Below are 18,443 nucleotides of genomic sequence, written 5' to 3' on the forward strand. Positions count from 1 at the left end.
ACATACCGCAAAACGAGCGGTTGATCCTCGGGGTATTCGTTATACCTAGGCTTAGGATTATTCCATCATATCCTTGGCCTCATGGTTCACCTTTTTACCTTTTAACAAAGGTTCCAGTTCATCTTGAACGCTTTGCTCCCACAGTGGCACATCTGTGCGATAGGCGGCCCGTCCGTTCAGGTGTCCGGCGACGGGAGCCGTGATGAATACGAACAGGATACCTAGCAACAAGCGTGCGCTAATATAGTTGTCGAAGTACCAAAAGAAGAAAAACGTAGCGCTTAGTACACAGAACACGCCAAGCGTCATACTTTTGGTTGCGGCATGGGCTCGCAGATATACGTCAGGCAGTCGAATAAGTCCGAACGCACTGAGTGCACTAAGCAATGCACCGAGCAGTACGAGTAGACCTATGGCTGTTTCAGCGGCTACATTAACGATCTCCATCATTTTTGAATACCGCCCCCCGTTCAATATAACGTGCAAATGCCACCGTACTTAGAAAAGCTAAAATACCAATCAGCAAGATGATATCCAGATAGGCCTGGGTTTGCAGCATCATCGACAGAACGGCAACGATGGCAATCACATTGATACCGATCGTATCCAGTGCCGTGATCCGGTCAGCCATGGATGGTCCCCGAAGCACTCTGTACAAGCAACCCAGAATGGCTAAGGAGAGAATGAGCAATGAGATGAACAACAGTGAGGATAACATTAACGCGTCACCTCCATAATTGCTTTTTCGAATGTGTTTTGGATATCATCTCTCAGTTTCTGTTCATCCTTAATATCCAGTGCGTGAATAAATAGTTTGCGTTGATTGCCCGAGATTTCAAGCGGCAGGGAACCTGGTGTCAATGAGATGAGCAGACAGAGCAGGGTGACCTCCCAATCCGAGGACAATTCAGTCCTATATGTGAAAATACCTGGACGTATATCGAGCTTAGGCTTGATAATCTGGCGTATAACCTCAATGCTGGCACGCACCAATTCCTTGAACAGCAAATTAATCAGTTTGATGATGGCCCAGACTCTCACAATATAGAAGCGCTGGGGGAAGAATCGGCGCATCCCCCCGATGAGAAGCAGTCCGAGCAGGTAACCTATGAGAAAACCAACACCATTCCAGGCATTGTTCAGAAACATCCATACAAAGGCAATGATAAGATTCAGTACAATCTGAAAGGCCATAGACATCTACTCCTTCAATACGGCATCAATATAAATATTGGGATGCAGTAGAATATCGCCTGCGCGAGAGGTCAACTGGAACATGCCTTCAGCCCCCACACCCATTACGATGATGAATACAAACAGAATTCCGGCAGGAATCAGCAGGCCGTTCACCGCGTAAGGGCGTCTTGTAACCCCCGCAGGCGGTTCGCCCCAGAACGCTTGTATGAAGATGCGCAGTACCGAATATAACATCAACAAGCTGGAGAGCACCGCTATACCGGTCAGACCATACAAGCCTGCCTGCAAGCCACCTTCGAAGAGAAGCAACTTACCCGGAAAACCACTGAATGGAGGCAAGCCTGCCAAGGCAAGTGCGCTAATGAAGAACATCCAACCAAGCAACGGATAACGATGGATTAGCCCACCCATGTTGTCGAGCTTTGATGTTCCGGCAACAGCGATCAAGGCACCGCCGAGCAGGAAGAGCAATGTTTTGATCAACATATCATGCAGCATGTAGAAGAGCAGACCTTCCAGTGCAGGACGACTGGCCGAGGCCATACCGAAAGCGACAAACCCTACACCTGCGACCACGTTGTAGATGAGAATCTTGTTTACATCGCGGTATGAGATCGCACCGATGACACCAAGAACCATCGTGGCACCTGCCATCCACCCGATCAGTGCATGGAAGAAATCAGGATCATGATAGAAGATCAGTGTGAATGTTCGCACAATCGCGTACAGGCCAACCTTCGTGAGCAATCCTGCGAACAATGCAGTGACGACTGCAGGTGGCGCCGCATAAGAGCCGGACAACCAGAAGAACAGGAACAGTCCGGCCTTGATGCTAAATACGATCAGGAAGAGTACGGCAATCAGGGTAACGACCCCGCTCTGTCCCACCTCAGCAATTTTGACGGACAAGTCCGCCATGTTCAGTGTGCCAGTAATGGAGTAGAGGAAGCCGATGGAAGCGACAAACAGTGCTGAAGAGACGATGTTAATCAAGACATATTTGATCGTTTCTCGCAGTTGTCTTTCGGTACCTCCCAATACGATCAGTGCATAAGAAGAGATGAGCATCAGTTCAAAGCTGACAAACAAATTGAACAAATCTCCGGTTAGGAATGAACCGTTAACGCCCGCAATCAGGAAATGAAAGAACGGATAGAAGTGATGCTCTTCCCGCTCCTTGTTCACACTGCGGAACGCATACAGCAGACACGCCAGTGCGATGATGGAAGCGGCGACGACAAGCAACGCCGATACCATGTCCGCAACAAGCACAATACCATAGGGAGGGGCCCATCCACCCATATTAAGCGTTAGAACTCCAGTTTGAGCCACACGTGTAATGAGTATCGTGGAGACTGCTGCGGTGAATAAAAGTCCGATGACACTAATGATCCGTTGGATGTTCGTTTTCCGGAAAAACAGAAGGGCCAGAACACCTGTAATCAATGGCAACAGAATCGGCAGGACGACGAGATTATTCATATGGGCGCCCCCTTACTTCTTCCATATCGTCTGTTCTCAGCTTCAGATAGGAGCGATACGAGAGAACGAAGAAGAACGCAGTGAGTCCGAAATTAATAACAATGGATGTTAATATCAGCGCCTGTGGAAGTGGATCGACATAACGTTCAGCCATCTCCCCAAGCAGTGGTGGTGACCCGGTTTTGAGACGTGACATGGTGATCAACAACAGATGCACGCCATGGGTTAGTATGGACATACCAAGTACGATTCGGAGCAGGCTCCGCGACAAGATTAAAAAGACGGCAACCGCAAACAGAATGCCAACGGCTACACACATCAATATTTCCATATCAGCGATCCTCCCCGATCTGTAGAATGATGGTCATGGTGACACCCAGGACAGCGAGATACACGCCAAGATCGAACAGCATGGCCGTGGCAAGTTCTGTCTCTCCCAGCAAAGGAAGTTCGAAATAGCCGAAGGTTTGACTGAGGAACGGTACTCCGAATATAAATGAACCCGCGCCCGTAAGTAAGGCTATACCCAAGCCGATTCCTGTTAGAATACGGAAGTCAACGGGCAACGCTTTGCGTATCGTATCTGTACTGAATGCCAGAGCAATCAATACGAGCGCTGCCGCTGTGACCAGGCCGCCGATGAAGCCTCCGCCCGGATTGTGGTGTCCTGCGAAGAACAGGTGCATGGCAAACGTCAGTATGATGAACACAACGACCTTGGTGGTCGTTTGCAGCAATACATCATTACTCTGCAAGGGTACAGTATCCCACGAGGATGAGCTGCGTTCCCGGTTACCATACTTTTTCGTATTGTCCGTTTCATCATCCAGATCAGACTCGGAATCCTGATTTTCCTCTTTTTTGCGGAACTTCAATCGGGCTCCGAGATCCTTCGCTTCAAGGTTCAGATTAATCATGGAATAGATGGATAATGAAGCAACGCCCAGCACCATGATTTCCAATAACGTATCGAAGCCACGGAAATCTACCAGCAACACGTTTACGACATTTTTACCACCGGCCGAGTCATACGCTTCCTGAAGGAAAAAGGTAGAAATGCTCTCCAGTGATGCGGTTCCGCTTGCAGCTAATGCAACGAAAGTCATCACGACCCCGACTGCAATCGCTACGATCATATTCACCGTGAGATATCTGCGGCTTGATTTGCCACGTTGCAGTTCAGGCAGATGGTAGAAGCAGAGCAGGAACAGTGCAACAGATACCGTCTCAACAATCATCTGTGTAAGTGCCAGATCCGGTGCCCGGAAGAGTACGAACAGCAGGGTTACGAGGTAACCAACCGCTCCGGTCATAATGACTGCTGACAGTCTGTTCTTGGCAAATGGAATCGACACCGCGGCACCAATGAGCGTGACTAACAGTACGACTTCATAGAATGAAAAGGGCGCATTGCCCTGCAGATTCCAGGTAATATTTTCGCCTGAACGGAAGAAGGCATAGACCAGTAAGGCAACTGTGAATGAGAAAATATAAACGAGATAACTACGAACCGAGCCATTCATATAGGCTTCCGTCCATTTACGTGCATAATGCTGAAGATTATCGAGTACGACATGGTACATATTGTTAATCGTTAATCCTTGTGGATAATGCTCATAAATATTCCTCCATCGTGGCAACAGCTTGTAGAGAGTGATTCCCAGAATCACGACTCCGATGGTCATAATTAGTTCCGGAGTCCATCCATGCCACAGAGAGAAATGTACATCAAAGCGCTCGTTCCCATTCAGTAGGGAAGGAAGCACAGCGGCCATTGCCGGTTCGATCAGTGATCCGGCCAGCAGGTTCGGAAAGAGTCCGAAGATGATGACAAGAATACCGAGAACAACGGGCGGAATGAGCATACCGGCGGGCGCTTCGTGCAGCTTCTCGGCAGGGATCTCGCTTTGGCTACGACCGAGGAATGTTTTGAACACGATAATAAGCGCATAGATCAGGGTAAACACACTTGCAAGCCAAGCGAATACCGGCAGTAGAACACTCCAGGAACCAAGTCCAAAGATTCGCAGATGCGTGACTTCGACCATCGCCTGGAAGAATAGCTCCTTGCTCAGGAATCCGTTGAACGGCGGCATCCCCGCCATGGCAAGTGAGCCGATCAGTGCTACGGTGAATGTAATTGGCATGAATGAAGCAAGTCCACCGAGCTTCCGAATGTCACGTGTACCCGTTTCATGATCGACGATGCCTACGACCATGAACAGAGCGGCCTTGAAGGTCGCATGATTAAACAGGTGAAGCAGCGCAGCGGTTATCGCCACGGTGTACATCGCAGAGGACTCGCCATATCCGAAGTAGAGAGCAGCAGATCCAACCCCGAATAGGGACATGATCAGACCAAGTTGAGAGATGGTCGAATAGGCGAGAATCGCTTTGAGATCGTTTTTTTTCACCGCCAGGAATGATCCATAACACAAAGTCAGAAGACCAACGCCAGTGACCAGCCAGAACCAGAGTCCCTGTCCACCGAAGATCGGTGTGAACCTGGCCACAACGTACAGTCCGGCCTTGACCATGGTGGCTGAGTGCAGATAGGCACTCACTGGTGTAGGAGCTTCCATGGCATCCGGTAACCAGATATGGAACGGGAATTGGGCTGATTTGGTGAAAGCTCCAATCAGGATCAAGACAAGCGCTGGCAGAAATAGTGCGCTTTCCTGAAACTGTCCCAACCCTGCAATGGTTGCACGAATACTGAACGTTCCTGTAATGAGATACATCATCATGAATCCGGTAAGCATGGCGAAACCGCCAAATACCGTAATCAGGAATGATTTTTGTGCTCCTGAAGTCGAGGCTTTACGTTTGTAATGAAATGCAATCAACAGGAATGACGTAATACTGGTCAATTCCCAGAATCCGTATAGCACGATCATATTATCAGACAGCACTACGCCCAACATGGCTCCCATGAACATCAACAGATACAGGTAGAAGCGGTTCAGGGCTTCTTTCATATCCATGTAGAAGATGGAGTAGAGCACAACGAGCACACCGATTCCGGTGATTAGCAGTGTCAGCATCAGGCTTAGACCGTCCAGATATAAGTTAAATCCAATGTCCAGTGAAGGAATCCATGGGATATTTCCGGATACGGTGTTGCGCTGGGACACAGCGGGTATGAGGCTCGCAAAGGTTACAAATAATAGTGCCGGGACAAGGAGAACCGGCCATCCCAAATGTAATTTACGGAAGAAACGATGCAGCGTGGCAAGAAGAATGCCAGCGGCAAAAGGCAGAATAACAGCAACATGAAGCAGGCTCAACATTACACCCCCAATGTTTAGTATTTCGACGACTCTCTCTGTGACATACAGGCGCATGATCCTCAAAGGATATGCTTGCTCTCTATATTCATAACCCAAGTATGTATATACAGAATCGTGTCTATTCTTTGAATGGAAGAAACACGGTGAAGATTTCAGTATAATATTGTATGGGCATGTATAATGAAAAAACACAAAAGATCCGATAAATATGAAAACGATTAGGTGACATCCCGTGTACCCTTTGCAGCATAGTTATGTTGAGAAGCAAGATGGTTTCACCGTGTAATGGAGGAAATAATGTCATTCAAAATCAGAACCGTGCTTACAGTTATCTTCGCTGTTTTATCCTTGCTGGTTACCCTGACGATTGGATCTATTTTTAGCCAAAAGTCATTTGTTGCTGTAGAGACTGAGATTGGTCACTCCCTTACAGGCACGGCCTCCCAGGCATCGGACAAGCTGGATCGGTTTATGTCCGCTCGCGCGGGTGAACTGGACCTGCTGGGCCGCATGGCTGCGCTGGAAGATGGATTTAAACCATCTGAAATTCAGATGTTGCTGGATCAGCTACAAGATAGCTTTCCCTCATTCTCATGGGTTGGATTCATGGACCCGAAGGGAAAAGTATTAGCTGCGACGGATGGCATCTTGCTTGGTGAAAATTTATCCGAGCGACCTGTGTATCAGGAGGGAATCAAGGGTAAGTTTATTGGAGATGTGCATAATGCAGTACTTCTTGCCAAGCTGCTTCCGAATCCAACGGGAGAGCCGTTACAATTTGTCGATATCAGTTTTCCGCTGAAGGATAGCAAAGGTCATATTCAAGGTGTGCTCGCTGCACATTTAAGCTGGGCCTGGGCGAAAGAAGTCGAGGAATCGGTGCTTGCTCCGCTGAAGCGAGAGGAAAAGGACATTGAATTCTTTATCGTGAGCAAAAATGAACATACCGTACTGCTGGGGCCTAAGGAATGGATCGGTAAACCGCTGATATTACCGGGTATCGCAGAGGCCCAGCGTAACAAAAGCAGTTGGTCGATTGAAGAATGGCCTGATGGGAATGACTATGTGACAGGGTTTGCTTACAGTCAGGGTCATCTGGATTATCCCGGATTAGGATGGACCGTAGTTATTCGTCAAGGCAAGTCAACTGCGCTTGCTTCTGTCTTTGACCTCATGTGGTTTAATGTGTGGGCAGGACTTGCCGTTACCGTGCTGTTTGCACTTATTGGCTGGTATGTCTCTCGTCTGATCTCTGCCCCAATTGTACGTCTTACCAGGGTAGCCAATCGACTGCAAGTAGGAGACGCTCTTGAGATTCCCGAGAATAAAGGGATTAAGGAGATTGAAGTGTTGTCCCGTTCGCTACGGGATATGGTGACCTCTCTTACGAATAAAGACTCGGAGCTGGTCGTGATGCAGAATCTGGCCCATTTTGATCAGTTGACTAGTCTTCCGAATCGTACTGCCCTGGAAGCGTATCTGGAAGAGTCACTGGAGACCGAAAGTGAAAATCACACCCTGACGTTCCTCTATCTGGATCTCGATGGATTCAAACGTGTCAACGATACACTTGGACATCAGACTGGAGATGTACTCCTTCAGAAGGTGGCCCAACGTCTATCTGCTCTTGGTCAGGAGAAGGGCATAACGGTCCGGTTGGGTGGAGATGAATTCCTGATTGTACTTCGGTCTGTTGGAAGTCATCCGAGGGAGGAAGCCAGCGCATATGCAGAAGCCATCATTCAAAGTCTGAACAAGCCGTTTATTATTGAATACGAGCGAATTCGGATTGGATGTAGCATCGGAGGTGCCGAATATCCGACCAACAGCAACAACCCAAGTGAGATTATCCGAATGGCGGACGAAGCTTTGTATGAATCCAAACGTGCAGGTAAGAATAGAATGACATTTTATTCCGATTTGAAGCAGGGGCATTAGCGTATAATAATATTAGCTGAGATATCCAATCACCTTTGTACGATTCTGTATATAGACTAGGAGGGGTGACATGTCTGGAAAATATACATCGGTACCTTACGGTTATGAGCCACCTGCGGCCAGTCGCAAAGGCACACTGACTTTTTATGACTCGTTCGAACATGTGACCGATGAGCAACTCGAACGCGCCGCTGCAACAGTGGATACCCGTTCATTCGTACAGCTCGTTCTGTATCCTTTACACGAAAGTACGTTTAAGCGAATGAGCAAGGATACGATACAAGCCTATTACAAAAGAGAAGACCGCCTGCATGATTGGCGGCGGGAACATCCAACCTCACGTATACGTGTAGAGGGACTGGAGGGCAAGAGAAAGAAATATACGCCTGTGGATAGCGCGCTGCGCCATATCACTGCGGAATACCCTGCCCCTCACTTTCTTTATTTGACGGTAGAGATGGCGAATATGTTTGCTTCGTTTGATTCCTTCAAAGATTGGATCAAAGAGCTGCGTCTCATCATTGACGGATCGTCCGGAGATCTGCATCCTAGGTTGGAGCAAAATCGTCATCGCTGGGAATGGGCGGAATGAAGGTATAAAATTACAATGTGGATGTAGTTAAAAACATCAGCTCGGTGATCATAAGAAAACCAAAAAAAGTTGTGTTGTACAACCGTAATTCCGGTGTACAGCACAACTTTTTTTATTATGATTTTCAAACGAAGGACGAAGTCAGATCAAGTGACGTTACGGTTTTATTTTTACCTGTTCGTTTGGCGAGATACAGACAGGCATCCACTTCCTCGAACAATTTGTCTTTGCTCAGATTGGGACTGTAGCTTTTGAGACCGATACTTACCGTAATGGAAGTTCCTTCAAGTTCCAGATGACCCATCAGGGCAATCTTCTGACGAATCTGTTCCACCAGGGCGTAAGCCTGCTCGAAGGATTGCTCAAACATCAATAAGGCGAACTCTTCGCCACCGTAGCGTGCTGCAATATCACTTGAGGTAATCGTCTCCTGAATGATCAATGACACTTTCTCCAGAATGATGTCTCCAACCCGATGACCGTACGTGTCATTAATGGATTTGAAATCATCAATATCGATTAGAGCCAGATGCATACTCATGCCACTGTTGGCGTACTCAAATGCTTTTTCATAATAATCCTTGAATGAGCTTTGGTTGTAGAGGTTGGTTAAACCGTCTGTTTTGGACTGTTTGGTCATAATGGCGTTTCGCACAATAAGGTCCTGTTTGGCAAGCATGCTTGCCTGAAGGTCGTCCAGCACTTCGACTCCGCTGGTTACGATAACCTGTGCTACATATGTACCAAGGATTAGAAAAGCCGGAATGGATACCATGTCAAATGAAGACAGGTAGGATCGATAGGCTGGGTCGAACAGAACCAGAAGATAACCCATCATCTGCATCAGGAAGACTATCCAGACTCTCTTTTTGCTGAAGAACAGAACCGAAGCGAAGATAGGTAACAGGCAGATCGCTAATATAATCCGAATGTCATAATTGACATGAATAATCGTCCAGGCGATAACTGTGCTTGCTACAGACATGGCATAGAAGGAATATGAACTGAAGCGCCGATCAACCCAACTTGCGATCAAAATGCAAGAACTGCTAATGGCCGTAGGCCAGAACAGGACATTCATCATGAAATCTGCAGGTGCGCGATCATACTCCAGAAACAGGAAACAGCCCACTTGAATGGCGAAATGTGCACTGATGACAACCCAGTAGGCATGGAGCATTTTTTTAATCCATTTGGAATGCTTGAACTCGTATTCTGTTGGAATGTGGCTATTGTGCGTATGGAAACTCTTCATATATCACCGCTGACTGCATCATAATGGTACGACAGAATTCTCTCGTATATGATAATTATAAATCACAATGAACAAAACGCAAATCATTATATTTAGAGCATGAGAACTAAGCTTACATTATATTACAGAGAGAACAGAAACTTTCCGAAAAGGGACATACAAATTTCGGAGGGAGCGTCATAGACTAATAATAGGCTCCGTTTCATAGGATTGTAATTCTTGCTGAAGGGGAGGTGACTTCCATTCCTCTTGTCGTTCGTTCAACCGTCAACGCTACGGGGGCAATTACGTTTACGGGCAATACGCTGGGCCTGAGCCGTTCCGATACGGTAGGGGTGCCTGGTACGCAGGACAGCATCGGGGCGTTCTCGACGACCAACGCAGACGTGCGTTTCGGAACGTATCCGCTGGGAACTACAAGTTTGTACCAGAGCAATAGTTCCGCCGCGAGTCTTGTGCTTCCTGCAGGGAGCACGATTCTGTATGCGGAATTAATCTGGGGCGGAAGTTATATCAATGGAACTGTCAATCTGAGCGCGGCGATCAACAATCCGGTAACGTTCATCACCCCTGCAGGTTCATTCAGTGTTACACCCGACCCGGCGACCTACAATCAATTTGATCTGGGGGGCGGTGGTGCTGGCTATGTACGTTCCGCCAATGTGACTACACTTGTACAAGGCGGGGGAGCCGGTACATATATCACCGGAGCAGTGGTAGGGACTATTGTTATTCCGAGTGATTCCACGGCCAATCATGCGGGGTGGACACTTGGGGTTATTTATCAGAATCCCAATCTCCCTTTTCGCAACATGTCTTTGCGTGCAGGGGGCGTACTGGTGCAATCTACTTCACCACCGGTAGTAACAACATTGACAGGATTCGCAACCCCCCTCTCCGGTGCACTTGGAGGAAGAGCACTGTTCAGTGCCCAGGAGGGTGACGCGAATCGGACAGGAGATCAGGCGTTATTCGGACCCACCTCGGCGACATCAGTAGCCTTATCGGGACCGAATAATCTGGCAGCAAACTTTTTTGCCTCCCAAATCAATGGAGATACGGGAGCACTTAACACAACAGGCACGTTTGGCACACGAAATCAGACCAATGGAGCTCCAGGCTCGAACATTGTTGGCGGTCGTCAAGGTTGGGATATTACCAATGTGGATGTGTCTGCAAGACTGATTAACAATCAATCCTCGGCAGTACTGACGCTAACCACTTCGGGTGACGCGTACATTGTGAACGCGAATGCGATACAAGTTGATATCAACGCACCCAGAATTACAGTGGCCAAGGGTTCTGTGGCGACTGGAGCGGTCGCGGGAGACAGCGTCCTGTACACGGCAACGATTAGTAATGGAGGTACAGCCAGTGCTGCCAGTGTAGTATTGTCAGATACTTTGCCACCGGGTCTAACTTTCATTCCAGGCAGTGTCACAGTGGGCGGGGTGTCCCGTCCAACGCTGGATGTAACCGCAGGCATACCACTGGGTTCATTAAATTTAAGCACTAGTATTGTCGTTACTTATCGCGCATTAATCGCTAGTGATGCAAGTATCCTTCAACTCGTCAATTCGGCAAATGCAGCATTTACCTTTCAAAGCGTTGCAGGTGGTGCAGTCATCACAGGAGTCATTCCGTCGAATAACTCTACACTTCCTGTGTATTCACCTAACCTGTCCATTGTGAAATCGGCAAATACAACAAACGCTACCGTCGGAGATCAGGTAACGTATACACTTCAAGTCGTTAATGGAGGAAACGTGGCGGCTAACGTTACGATATCCGATAATATTCCAAGCGGCAGCACCTATGTTGCCGGAAGTTTTCGCGTGAACGGAACGGTTATTGCAGGAGCCAATCCGGCTACAGGGGTTAATTTGGGAAGTCTTGCAGCAGGAAGCACAACCACGGTAACCTTTCAAGTGCTGGTCACAAACCTGCCTACACCGCCTACGTTGGTGGATCAGGCTACGGCTCCATATTCATTTATTTCGGCTGACGGACGCACCATAACGGGTACGGTGGCGTCCAACACACTGACGATTCCGGTAACTTTGCCGAATGTATCCGTTGTGAAAAATGCAACAGTAACAGATGTTGCTGTTGGAGAGACCTTTACCTATTCGGTGGTTACAACGAATGGCGGCATACAAACGATTAGTAACGTAGTCCTAACCGACAGTCTACCGACGGGTCTGAATTTTGTGCCTGAAAGTGTGGTTGTCAGGGGGGCGAGTGTACCGGCAGCTAATCCGGCCAGTGGTATAGCCCTTGGTACATTAACGGCAGGAAGCTCAGCAACCGTAACATTTCAGGTCAATGTGCAGTCTTTGCCTAGCACGGCTACGCTCGTCAACCGGGCTGTCGTATCTTATAGCTCAGGGACATTCACGGGGATCTCTAACTCGAATTCCATCACAACGCCTGTATATCAACCTGTAATTACAATTAACAAGTCTGCGAGTCAGAGCAACGCGACTTTGGGAGATCAAATTGCGTATACCCTGCTCGTGTCGAATAGCGGAAACATAGCAGCACAGGTGAACGTGACGGATACGATTCCGGCAGGGCTTACGTTCATTCCCAATTCAGTTACTGTAAATGGGACAGCGCGACCGGGAGTCAGCCCTTTAACCGGGATCACGGTGGGTAGTCTCCCGCCCGGCGGGTCCGCAACGGTGGTATTTCGCACGTCACTGACGACGATCCCGTCCCCGCCAACATTGGAGAATCAGGCAACAGGAAGTTATACGTACCAGCTTCCGAGTGGACGTAATCTGTCAGGAAGCACGTTGTCCAACATCGTTCGCATACCCGCTTCCGCTCCGAATATAACGATTGGCAAAACAGTCAATACAGCAGATGCCACTGTAGGAGATGTGCTTACCTATACGGTTGTAACGACGAATTCAGGCAGTGGGGCAGTTCAGAATCTGGTTCTATCGGATACGCCTTCTGCGGGGTCTGAATTTGTATCCGGGAGTGTCACAATCAATGGAGCTGCTGCCAGAAATGCAAGCCCGGTTTCGGGTATTGCTTTGGGGACATTGAATAGCTCCAGCAGCGTAACCGTAACCTACCAGACAAGAGTGACCGCCATTCCTGCTTCAGGTTCGGTCAGCAACCGGGCGAGTACAGCTTTTACGTCAGGCAGTTTTAATGGTGTTTCCTCATCTGTGACAGTGAATACGCCGATCTTTCAACCCGTCATTCAAGTGGTGAAATCGGCCAGCACAACGAGTCTGACCGTGGGAGATACCTTTAATTACGCCATCCAGATTACGAACACGGGCAATATTGCAGCGACGGTTACTTTAACAGATCCAGTTCCTGCCGGAGCCATATTCAATACCAACAGTGTCATCATTAATGGCTCACCTGTACCCGGAGTCAGCCCAAACGCTGGAATCAGTCTGGGAGCACTCGCCGCGGGCGCAACTGCGACAGTCACTTTCCTTGCAACGGTCACAAGCCTACCAGATGCAAGACAGCTGATTAATCAGGCCATCGCATCCTATAGCTACGCTCTTCCGAGCGGAAGGAATATTTCAGGTTTTGTTTCATCCAATACAATCACCATTCCCGTATCCCTGCCAAATGTAAGCATTGTAAACAGTGATAATCTAGATTACGCCGTATCTGGAGATGTTGTTCGATATACTTCAGTCATTCGTAACAACGGAACAGTAGCAGTGAACAACGTGGTATACGCGAACCCTCTTCCTTCGAACACCCCATTTATACCCGGAAGTGTCATTGTGAACGGGACTTCATTCCCGCTCTCCAATCCGACCGCCGGCATTCCAATCGGTACATTGGCCCCAGGGGCTGAAGTAACCGTAACTTTTGAGGTGAGGATAACTATGCCGATCCCTTCGCAGATTAACAATCAGTCGACGGTCAGTTTCACATCCGGTTCATTTTCGGGGTCATCATCGTCCAATACCACACAGACTCCGGTCATACAGCCACAGATTTCACTTGTCAAAACGGCGAATACAGCTAATGCAACCGTAGGTGATACGGTGGTATATACCGTGACGGTGAGCAATGCCGGTAACCTGGAGGCCAATGTAACGGTGACCGACACCATTCCGGCTGCAACCACTATTGTTCCAAACAGCGTGGTGGTATCCGGTGTGCCACAGCCGGGAGCAACACCAGGTGCAGGTATTCCGGTCGGTATTGTAGCAGCGGGAGCGACAGTTGTGGTCACATTTGCGATAGTTGTGAATTCACTTCCATCGCCTCAGCAACTCAGCAATTTTGCAACGTCATCCTTTACATTTACACCTCCGGATGGAAGGATATTAACAGGAACAGCCACTTCAAATACACTGACATTTCCCGTCTCGTCACCCAACGTTGCCGTGGTCAAAAGCACTTCATCGACTGCTGCAGCCTTGGGCGATACAGTCAGTTATTCCATTCTAATTACGAACAGTGGTATTGCGCCGGTAAGCAATATTCAATTTTCCGATCCGATTCCTGCTGGAGCAACTTTCAACACAGGCAGTGTTACCGTGAATGGGGTGGCTCAACCTGGTTCCAATCCGGCAGGTGGGATATCACTTGCTACACTGGGACCTGGTGCATCCGCGACTGTGACGTTCAGTGTCAGGGTCAATGAGATTCCACCGGCGGGACAGTTGAGCAATCGTTCTACGGTCAGTTTTACCTCTGGAGCGTTCTCAAGCACGACATTTTCCAATACAGTGGTCACTCCGGTGTACCAACCGATTCTTACAGCTCAAAAGACAGCAAGTACACAAAATGCCACCGTCGGGGATACGGTTAGCTATACGATAAACGTGAGTAATCAGGGGAACTACGGAGCCCAAATCAATCTGACGGATAACCTGCCAGCCGGTACTATTCTTGTTCCAAATAGTGTCATTGTGAACGGTCAACCGTTACCAGCTGCAAGTCCGGCAACGGGCATTCCCGCAGGCAATGTGGCTGCCGGGGCTACAACCACGATTACGTTTTCCGTTGTTATTGATACGTTGCCAACCCCGCAGCAACTCGTGAATCAGGCTTCCGTTGCGTTATCCTTTACATTGCCAGACGGGCGGAATATTACTGGGACAGTGATATCCAATGTGCTTACGATTTCGGTTTCGGCACCGGATGTGGCTGTGGTCAAATCCACAACATCCACAGCGGTTTCCGTCGGGGACATCGTAACCTACAGCATCGCCGTAACCAATAACGGAATTGCGAGTGTTAGCAATGTGATTTTTACAGATGCGGTGCCGGCAAGTACAATTCTTACCGCAGGTAGTGTGTATGTTGATGGTGTTCTTCGCCCAGGTGCGAATCCATCAACCGGAATAACACTCGGTTCCATTGCACCAGGCGTAACCGTGACGGTTGTGTTTAGCGTACAGATCACATCTCTTCCGGCAAGTGCAGTTTTGAACAACCAGTCAACCGTGAGTTTCACATCCGGTGCATTCTCTGCTACCACATTTTCCAATACCATTACAACACCGGTGTACCAACCCATTCTGGCAGCAGTCAAAACAGGAGATCAGGCCATTGCAACTGTGGGAGATACGGTGGTCTACAGTATTGCCATTACCAATACCGGAAACTACGGAGCATCTGTCACATTGACGGATACCATCCCTGCTGGAACGGAGCTTGTACCGAATAGTGTCATTATTAATGGCGCTTCAGCACCAGGTGCTGATCCGGCTTCGGGTATCCCATTGGGTGTTGTATCCACAACAACTACGGTTCTGTTCTCCGTTGTGATCGTGACGCTGCCTCTGAGCCAGTCCATAACCAATCAGGCTTCTGCCACCTTCTCCTACACATTGCCTGATGGAAGAACACTGGGAGGCAGCATTACGTCCAACGCACTCAACATTCAGGTATCTGCTCCGAATGTCAGCGTAGTGAAGACCACTCCTGTCATTGATGCTGTGGTAGGTGATACGATCATATACGAGATGGTTGTGAGCAATAACGGAATTGACCCTGTCAACAACATTGTGATCACCGATCCGATTAGCCCAGCCACGACATTTGTTACAGGTAGTGTTCTGGTGGACGGCGTCCCGCGTGCCTTAGCTAATCCGGCGCTTGGTATTGCTCTTGGTACGCTGGCACCGGGAGCATCTGTAGCTGTATCGTATGTGGTTCGGGTCAATTCACTTCCAACGCCACCACAAGTGAGTAGTCAGTCTTCCGTAAGTTTCACGTCCGGCGTTTTTTCGGGAGCAGCCTATTCCAATACCGTTATCACACCGATCTATCAGCCAATCGTTGCATTAACGAAGACAGCCAGTACCTCCAATGCAACGATCGGTGATACCATCATTTATTCCTTTACCATCAACAACAGTGGAAATCTTGCAGCTGATTTAACATTAACGGACAATATTCCAGATGGCGCTGTACTGCTTCCCAACAGTGTTCTGATTGATGGTGTCCCACAACCAGGAGCTAACCCGGAATCAGGCATTGTTGTTGGTACGATACCGCCTGGTGGATCGGTGAACGTAACGGTTACGCTTGAAGTTACCGTGGATTCGTTGCCTCAGAATCAGCAGCTGATCAATCAGGCCACTGCCAACTATACCTTTAGTCCTCCGGATGGCCGTCTGTTGACAGGAACCGTATCTTCTAACGTGCTGGTGATCCCTGTATCCGCACCAAATGTTGTTGTTGTCAAAAGCACTAGTGCCATTGATGCTGTGGTTGGCGATGTAATCACCTATACGGTTGTCGTAACCAATAGCGGTATTGAAGTGGTGAATAATGTTGTCATGGTTGACCCTGTGCCGGCAGGAACGGTATTTGTAACCGGAAGTGTGATCGTCGATGGCGTGGCAAGACCTACCGGAAATCCGAATACAGGAATAACGCTCGGTTCCATTGCTGCCGGTGCTTCCGTTACCGTTACATTCCGAGTAGAGGTCGTTGTGTTATGAGCCAGACTTCCGGTCCGTTGTCCCACTGGCTTCAGAATCAGTCGTTGGTTCGATTCAGCTCGGGTACGACTGAACTGGAACAGGTGGCGTATTCCAATACAGTCATTACTCCATGGGTCGGGCCCAGGCTGGAAGTGAAAAAACAATGCAACGTAGCTGTGGCTACACTGGGGCAGTCCCTGACCTACCTGATCGAGATTGTGAACACAGGCAATTGTACAGCTATCGTTCATGTGGTGGATTCTTTATCTCCAGAAACATCACTTCTTCCAAATAGTGTACTGCGTGACGGGATTCCCCTACCTGGGGCATCACCGGAGCGTGGGCTTCCTCCTGCAGAGATCGTACCTGGGGCAACTCTACGATATCACTTTCAGGTCGTGGTCATGCGGATACCCTCAGGCTTAAAGCTGCTCAATCAAGCTCAGGTTAACTATGAGTTTGGAACATCCGAGGGCAGGACCGTCAGAGGTGTGGAGAAATCCAACACGGTGGAGGTGAGCATGGTTTCTTCCCGGCTTGAGGTCAGCCTTCAAGCCGAGCGGGGCCAGACTTTCTCAGGAGACATTGTTATGTACACCGTCATTGTGAGCAATCCTGGTTTTATTATAGCTACGGGTGCTCAGGTAACGATTGCTTTGCCTCAAGGGGTTGTTTTTATTCCTGCCAGTGTGATTGTCAATGAGATGTTCGCGCCACAAGTCACGCCTGATACCGGAATAGAGCTTGGGGAGATTGAGCCCGGAAGTTCCGTTCGGATACAATACCGCGTTCAGGTCGTGGGGGGGAGTGATACGAACGAAATATCAAGCGTAGCTGTACTAACGTATATCTCGGCAGGTCAGCAGGAAATGGTCTACTCCAATCAGGTAATCCTGGAATTGATTCAACCCCAGATCTCTGTGGTCAAAAGTGTACTCCCGGTGACGGCCACATGGGATGATGCCGTCCGATATAATATTACCATCTCCAATGCAAGCAGCTATGCGGTGGATGGAACCCTGCTGGATGTATTGCCAACAGGTATGACATTTGTCGAAGGCAGTCTGGGTTGGAATGGGGTTAAACGTCCTGGCACCAATCTGGCCAAAGGGCTTAATCTGGGGACGTTGACTGCCCGGTCTGTTCTTAATATTCAGTTCGAGGCGAAACTTGCAGAACGTGGTGAATTGATCCCTGATCAATACCGATATGTGAATCATGCTAGCCTGATGTATACATTTCGCTTGCCCGATTCACGGTCAGTGCAGCGGATGATTCGATCCAATGAAGCTATCGTCGAGTTGAAAACGCCGATAATCCAGGCCTATGTTCAAGTGGAACCGACATTGGTTGAGCAGGGAGGCACGGTCACGTTCGAGGTACGTGTGGCGAATACGGGCAATTTGCCGGCACGCGTACAATTGGGGGGCATTTTACCTGAGGGTGCTAAATGGCTTGGGCAAGCTGCGGGTCAGATCCAATGGAGCATTCCGGAATATTCCACGCCAAGGATTCTGCATGTGGGGGGAATTGAGCCTGGAACGGAAAGGAACATCTCCTATGTAGCGCAGTTATCTTCCGAACCGACAGGTACGCTGCAAGGGGCCCTGACCGTCATGTACACATATGAATGGAATGGACAAAAACGGGCAGGTGAATCCCGATCGAATGAGTACAGCATCATTGTAGAGTATGGTGAAGAATAGGGGGTAACACGGTTAACGGTAACTTGCCTGAGGAATTTGTTCAATCTTGGGTGC

11 protein-coding genes are annotated in these 18,443 nt (G+C 48.8%); 4 read left to right on the forward strand and 7 right to left on the reverse strand.

Annotation, left to right across the window (positions count from 1 at the left end; genetic code table 11):
* Window positions 1-57: 57 nt before the first annotated feature.
* From mnhG to MHI06_RS12765, 6 genes are read right to left on the reverse strand one after another with little or no spacing between them, the layout of a single operon-like run.
* Complete coding sequence (gene mnhG / locus MHI06_RS12740; protein WP_169481694.1) at window positions 58-450, reverse strand: monovalent cation/H(+) antiporter subunit G; 393 nt, start codon at window positions 448-450, stop codon at window positions 58-60.
* Window positions 434-718, reverse strand: a complete 285-nt coding sequence (locus MHI06_RS12745) for a Na(+)/H(+) antiporter subunit F1 (RefSeq protein ID WP_017688855.1) — start codon at window positions 716-718, stop codon at window positions 434-436. The genes mnhG and MHI06_RS12745 overlap by 17 nt, the downstream gene beginning before the upstream one ends.
* Window positions 718-1,194, reverse strand: a complete 477-nt coding sequence (locus MHI06_RS12750) for a Na+/H+ antiporter subunit E (RefSeq protein WP_340401700.1) — start codon at window positions 1,192-1,194, stop codon at window positions 718-720. The genes MHI06_RS12745 and MHI06_RS12750 overlap by 1 nt, the downstream gene beginning before the upstream one ends.
* A 6-nt stretch (window positions 1,195-1,200) precedes the next feature.
* Window positions 1,201-2,679 (reverse strand): Na+/H+ antiporter subunit D, encoded by a 1,479-nt coding sequence (locus MHI06_RS12755; RefSeq protein ID WP_062834058.1) that lies wholly within the window; start codon window positions 2,677-2,679, stop codon window positions 1,201-1,203.
* The gene (locus MHI06_RS12760) at window positions 2,672-3,010 is read right to left on the reverse strand and encodes a Na(+)/H(+) antiporter subunit C (RefSeq protein WP_062834059.1); all 339 of its coding nucleotides are present in this window, start codon (window positions 3,008-3,010) and stop codon (window positions 2,672-2,674) included. The genes MHI06_RS12755 and MHI06_RS12760 overlap by 8 nt, the downstream gene beginning before the upstream one ends.
* A 1-nt stretch (window position 3,011) precedes the next feature.
* A complete protein-coding gene (locus MHI06_RS12765; RefSeq protein WP_340402105.1) occupies window positions 3,012-5,966 on the reverse strand; it encodes a Na+/H+ antiporter subunit A in 2,955 nt (984 codons plus the stop codon).
* Between the two features lie 300 nt (window positions 5,967-6,266).
* Between MHI06_RS12765 and MHI06_RS12770 the strand changes: the two genes are divergently transcribed.
* Window positions 6,267-7,907: a diguanylate cyclase gene (locus tag MHI06_RS12770; protein WP_340401701.1), complete on the forward strand. Its 1,641-nt coding sequence runs from the start codon at window positions 6,267-6,269 to the stop codon at window positions 7,905-7,907.
* Window positions 7,908-7,977: 70 nt separating this feature from the next.
* Window positions 7,978-8,499 carry a hypothetical protein gene (locus MHI06_RS12775; protein ID WP_340401702.1) on the forward strand — a complete coding sequence of 174 codons (522 nt, stop codon included), beginning with the start codon at window positions 7,978-7,980 and terminating at the stop codon, window positions 8,497-8,499.
* Between the two features lie 124 nt (window positions 8,500-8,623).
* On the opposite strand, the gene MHI06_RS12780 is transcribed toward MHI06_RS12775, so the two are convergent.
* Complete coding sequence (locus MHI06_RS12780) at window positions 8,624-9,754, reverse strand: GGDEF domain-containing protein (RefSeq protein ID WP_340401703.1); 1,131 nt, start codon at window positions 9,752-9,754, stop codon at window positions 8,624-8,626.
* A gap of 233 nt (window positions 9,755-9,987) precedes the next feature.
* Between MHI06_RS12780 and MHI06_RS12785 the strand changes: the two genes are divergently transcribed.
* Complete coding sequence (locus MHI06_RS12785) at window positions 9,988-16,701, forward strand: hypothetical protein (protein WP_340401704.1); 6,714 nt, start codon at window positions 9,988-9,990, stop codon at window positions 16,699-16,701.
* Window positions 16,698-18,389 (forward strand): DUF11 domain-containing protein, encoded by a 1,692-nt coding sequence (locus tag MHI06_RS12790; protein WP_340401705.1) that lies wholly within the window; start codon window positions 16,698-16,700, stop codon window positions 18,387-18,389. The genes MHI06_RS12785 and MHI06_RS12790 overlap by 4 nt, the downstream gene beginning before the upstream one ends.
* Window positions 18,390-18,443: the final 54 nt, after the last annotated feature.

It is taken from the genome of Paenibacillus sp. FSL H8-0079 (genome assembly GCF_037991315.1).
GTDB lineage: Bacteria > Bacillota > Bacilli > Paenibacillales > Paenibacillaceae > Paenibacillus.

Excerpts from the sequence above, each read along its gene's own strand:
- mnhG (WP_169481694.1), bottom strand. The coding sequence starts at position 450 with ATGATGGAGATCGTTAATGTAGCCGCTGAAACAGCCATAGGTCTACTC.
- MHI06_RS12745 (WP_017688855.1), bottom strand. The coding sequence starts at position 718 with ATGTTATCCTCACTGTTGTTCATCTCATTGCTCATTCTCTCCTTAGCC.
- MHI06_RS12750 (WP_340401700.1), bottom strand. The coding sequence starts at position 1,194 with ATGGCCTTTCAGATTGTACTGAATCTTATCATTGCCTTTGTATGGATG.
- MHI06_RS12755 (WP_062834058.1), bottom strand. The coding sequence starts at position 2,679 with ATGAATAATCTCGTCGTCCTGCCGATTCTGTTGCCATTGATTACAGGT.
- MHI06_RS12760 (WP_062834059.1), bottom strand. The coding sequence starts at position 3,010 with ATGGAAATATTGATGTGTGTAGCCGTTGGCATTCTGTTTGCGGTTGCC.
- MHI06_RS12770 (WP_340401701.1), top strand. The coding sequence starts at position 6,267 with ATGTCATTCAAAATCAGAACCGTGCTTACAGTTATCTTCGCTGTTTTA.
- MHI06_RS12775 (WP_340401702.1), top strand. The coding sequence starts at position 7,978 with ATGTCTGGAAAATATACATCGGTACCTTACGGTTATGAGCCACCTGCG.
- MHI06_RS12780 (WP_340401703.1), bottom strand. The coding sequence starts at position 9,754 with ATGAAGAGTTTCCATACGCACAATAGCCACATTCCAACAGAATACGAG.
- MHI06_RS12790 (WP_340401705.1), top strand. The coding sequence starts at position 16,698 with ATGAGCCAGACTTCCGGTCCGTTGTCCCACTGGCTTCAGAATCAGTCG.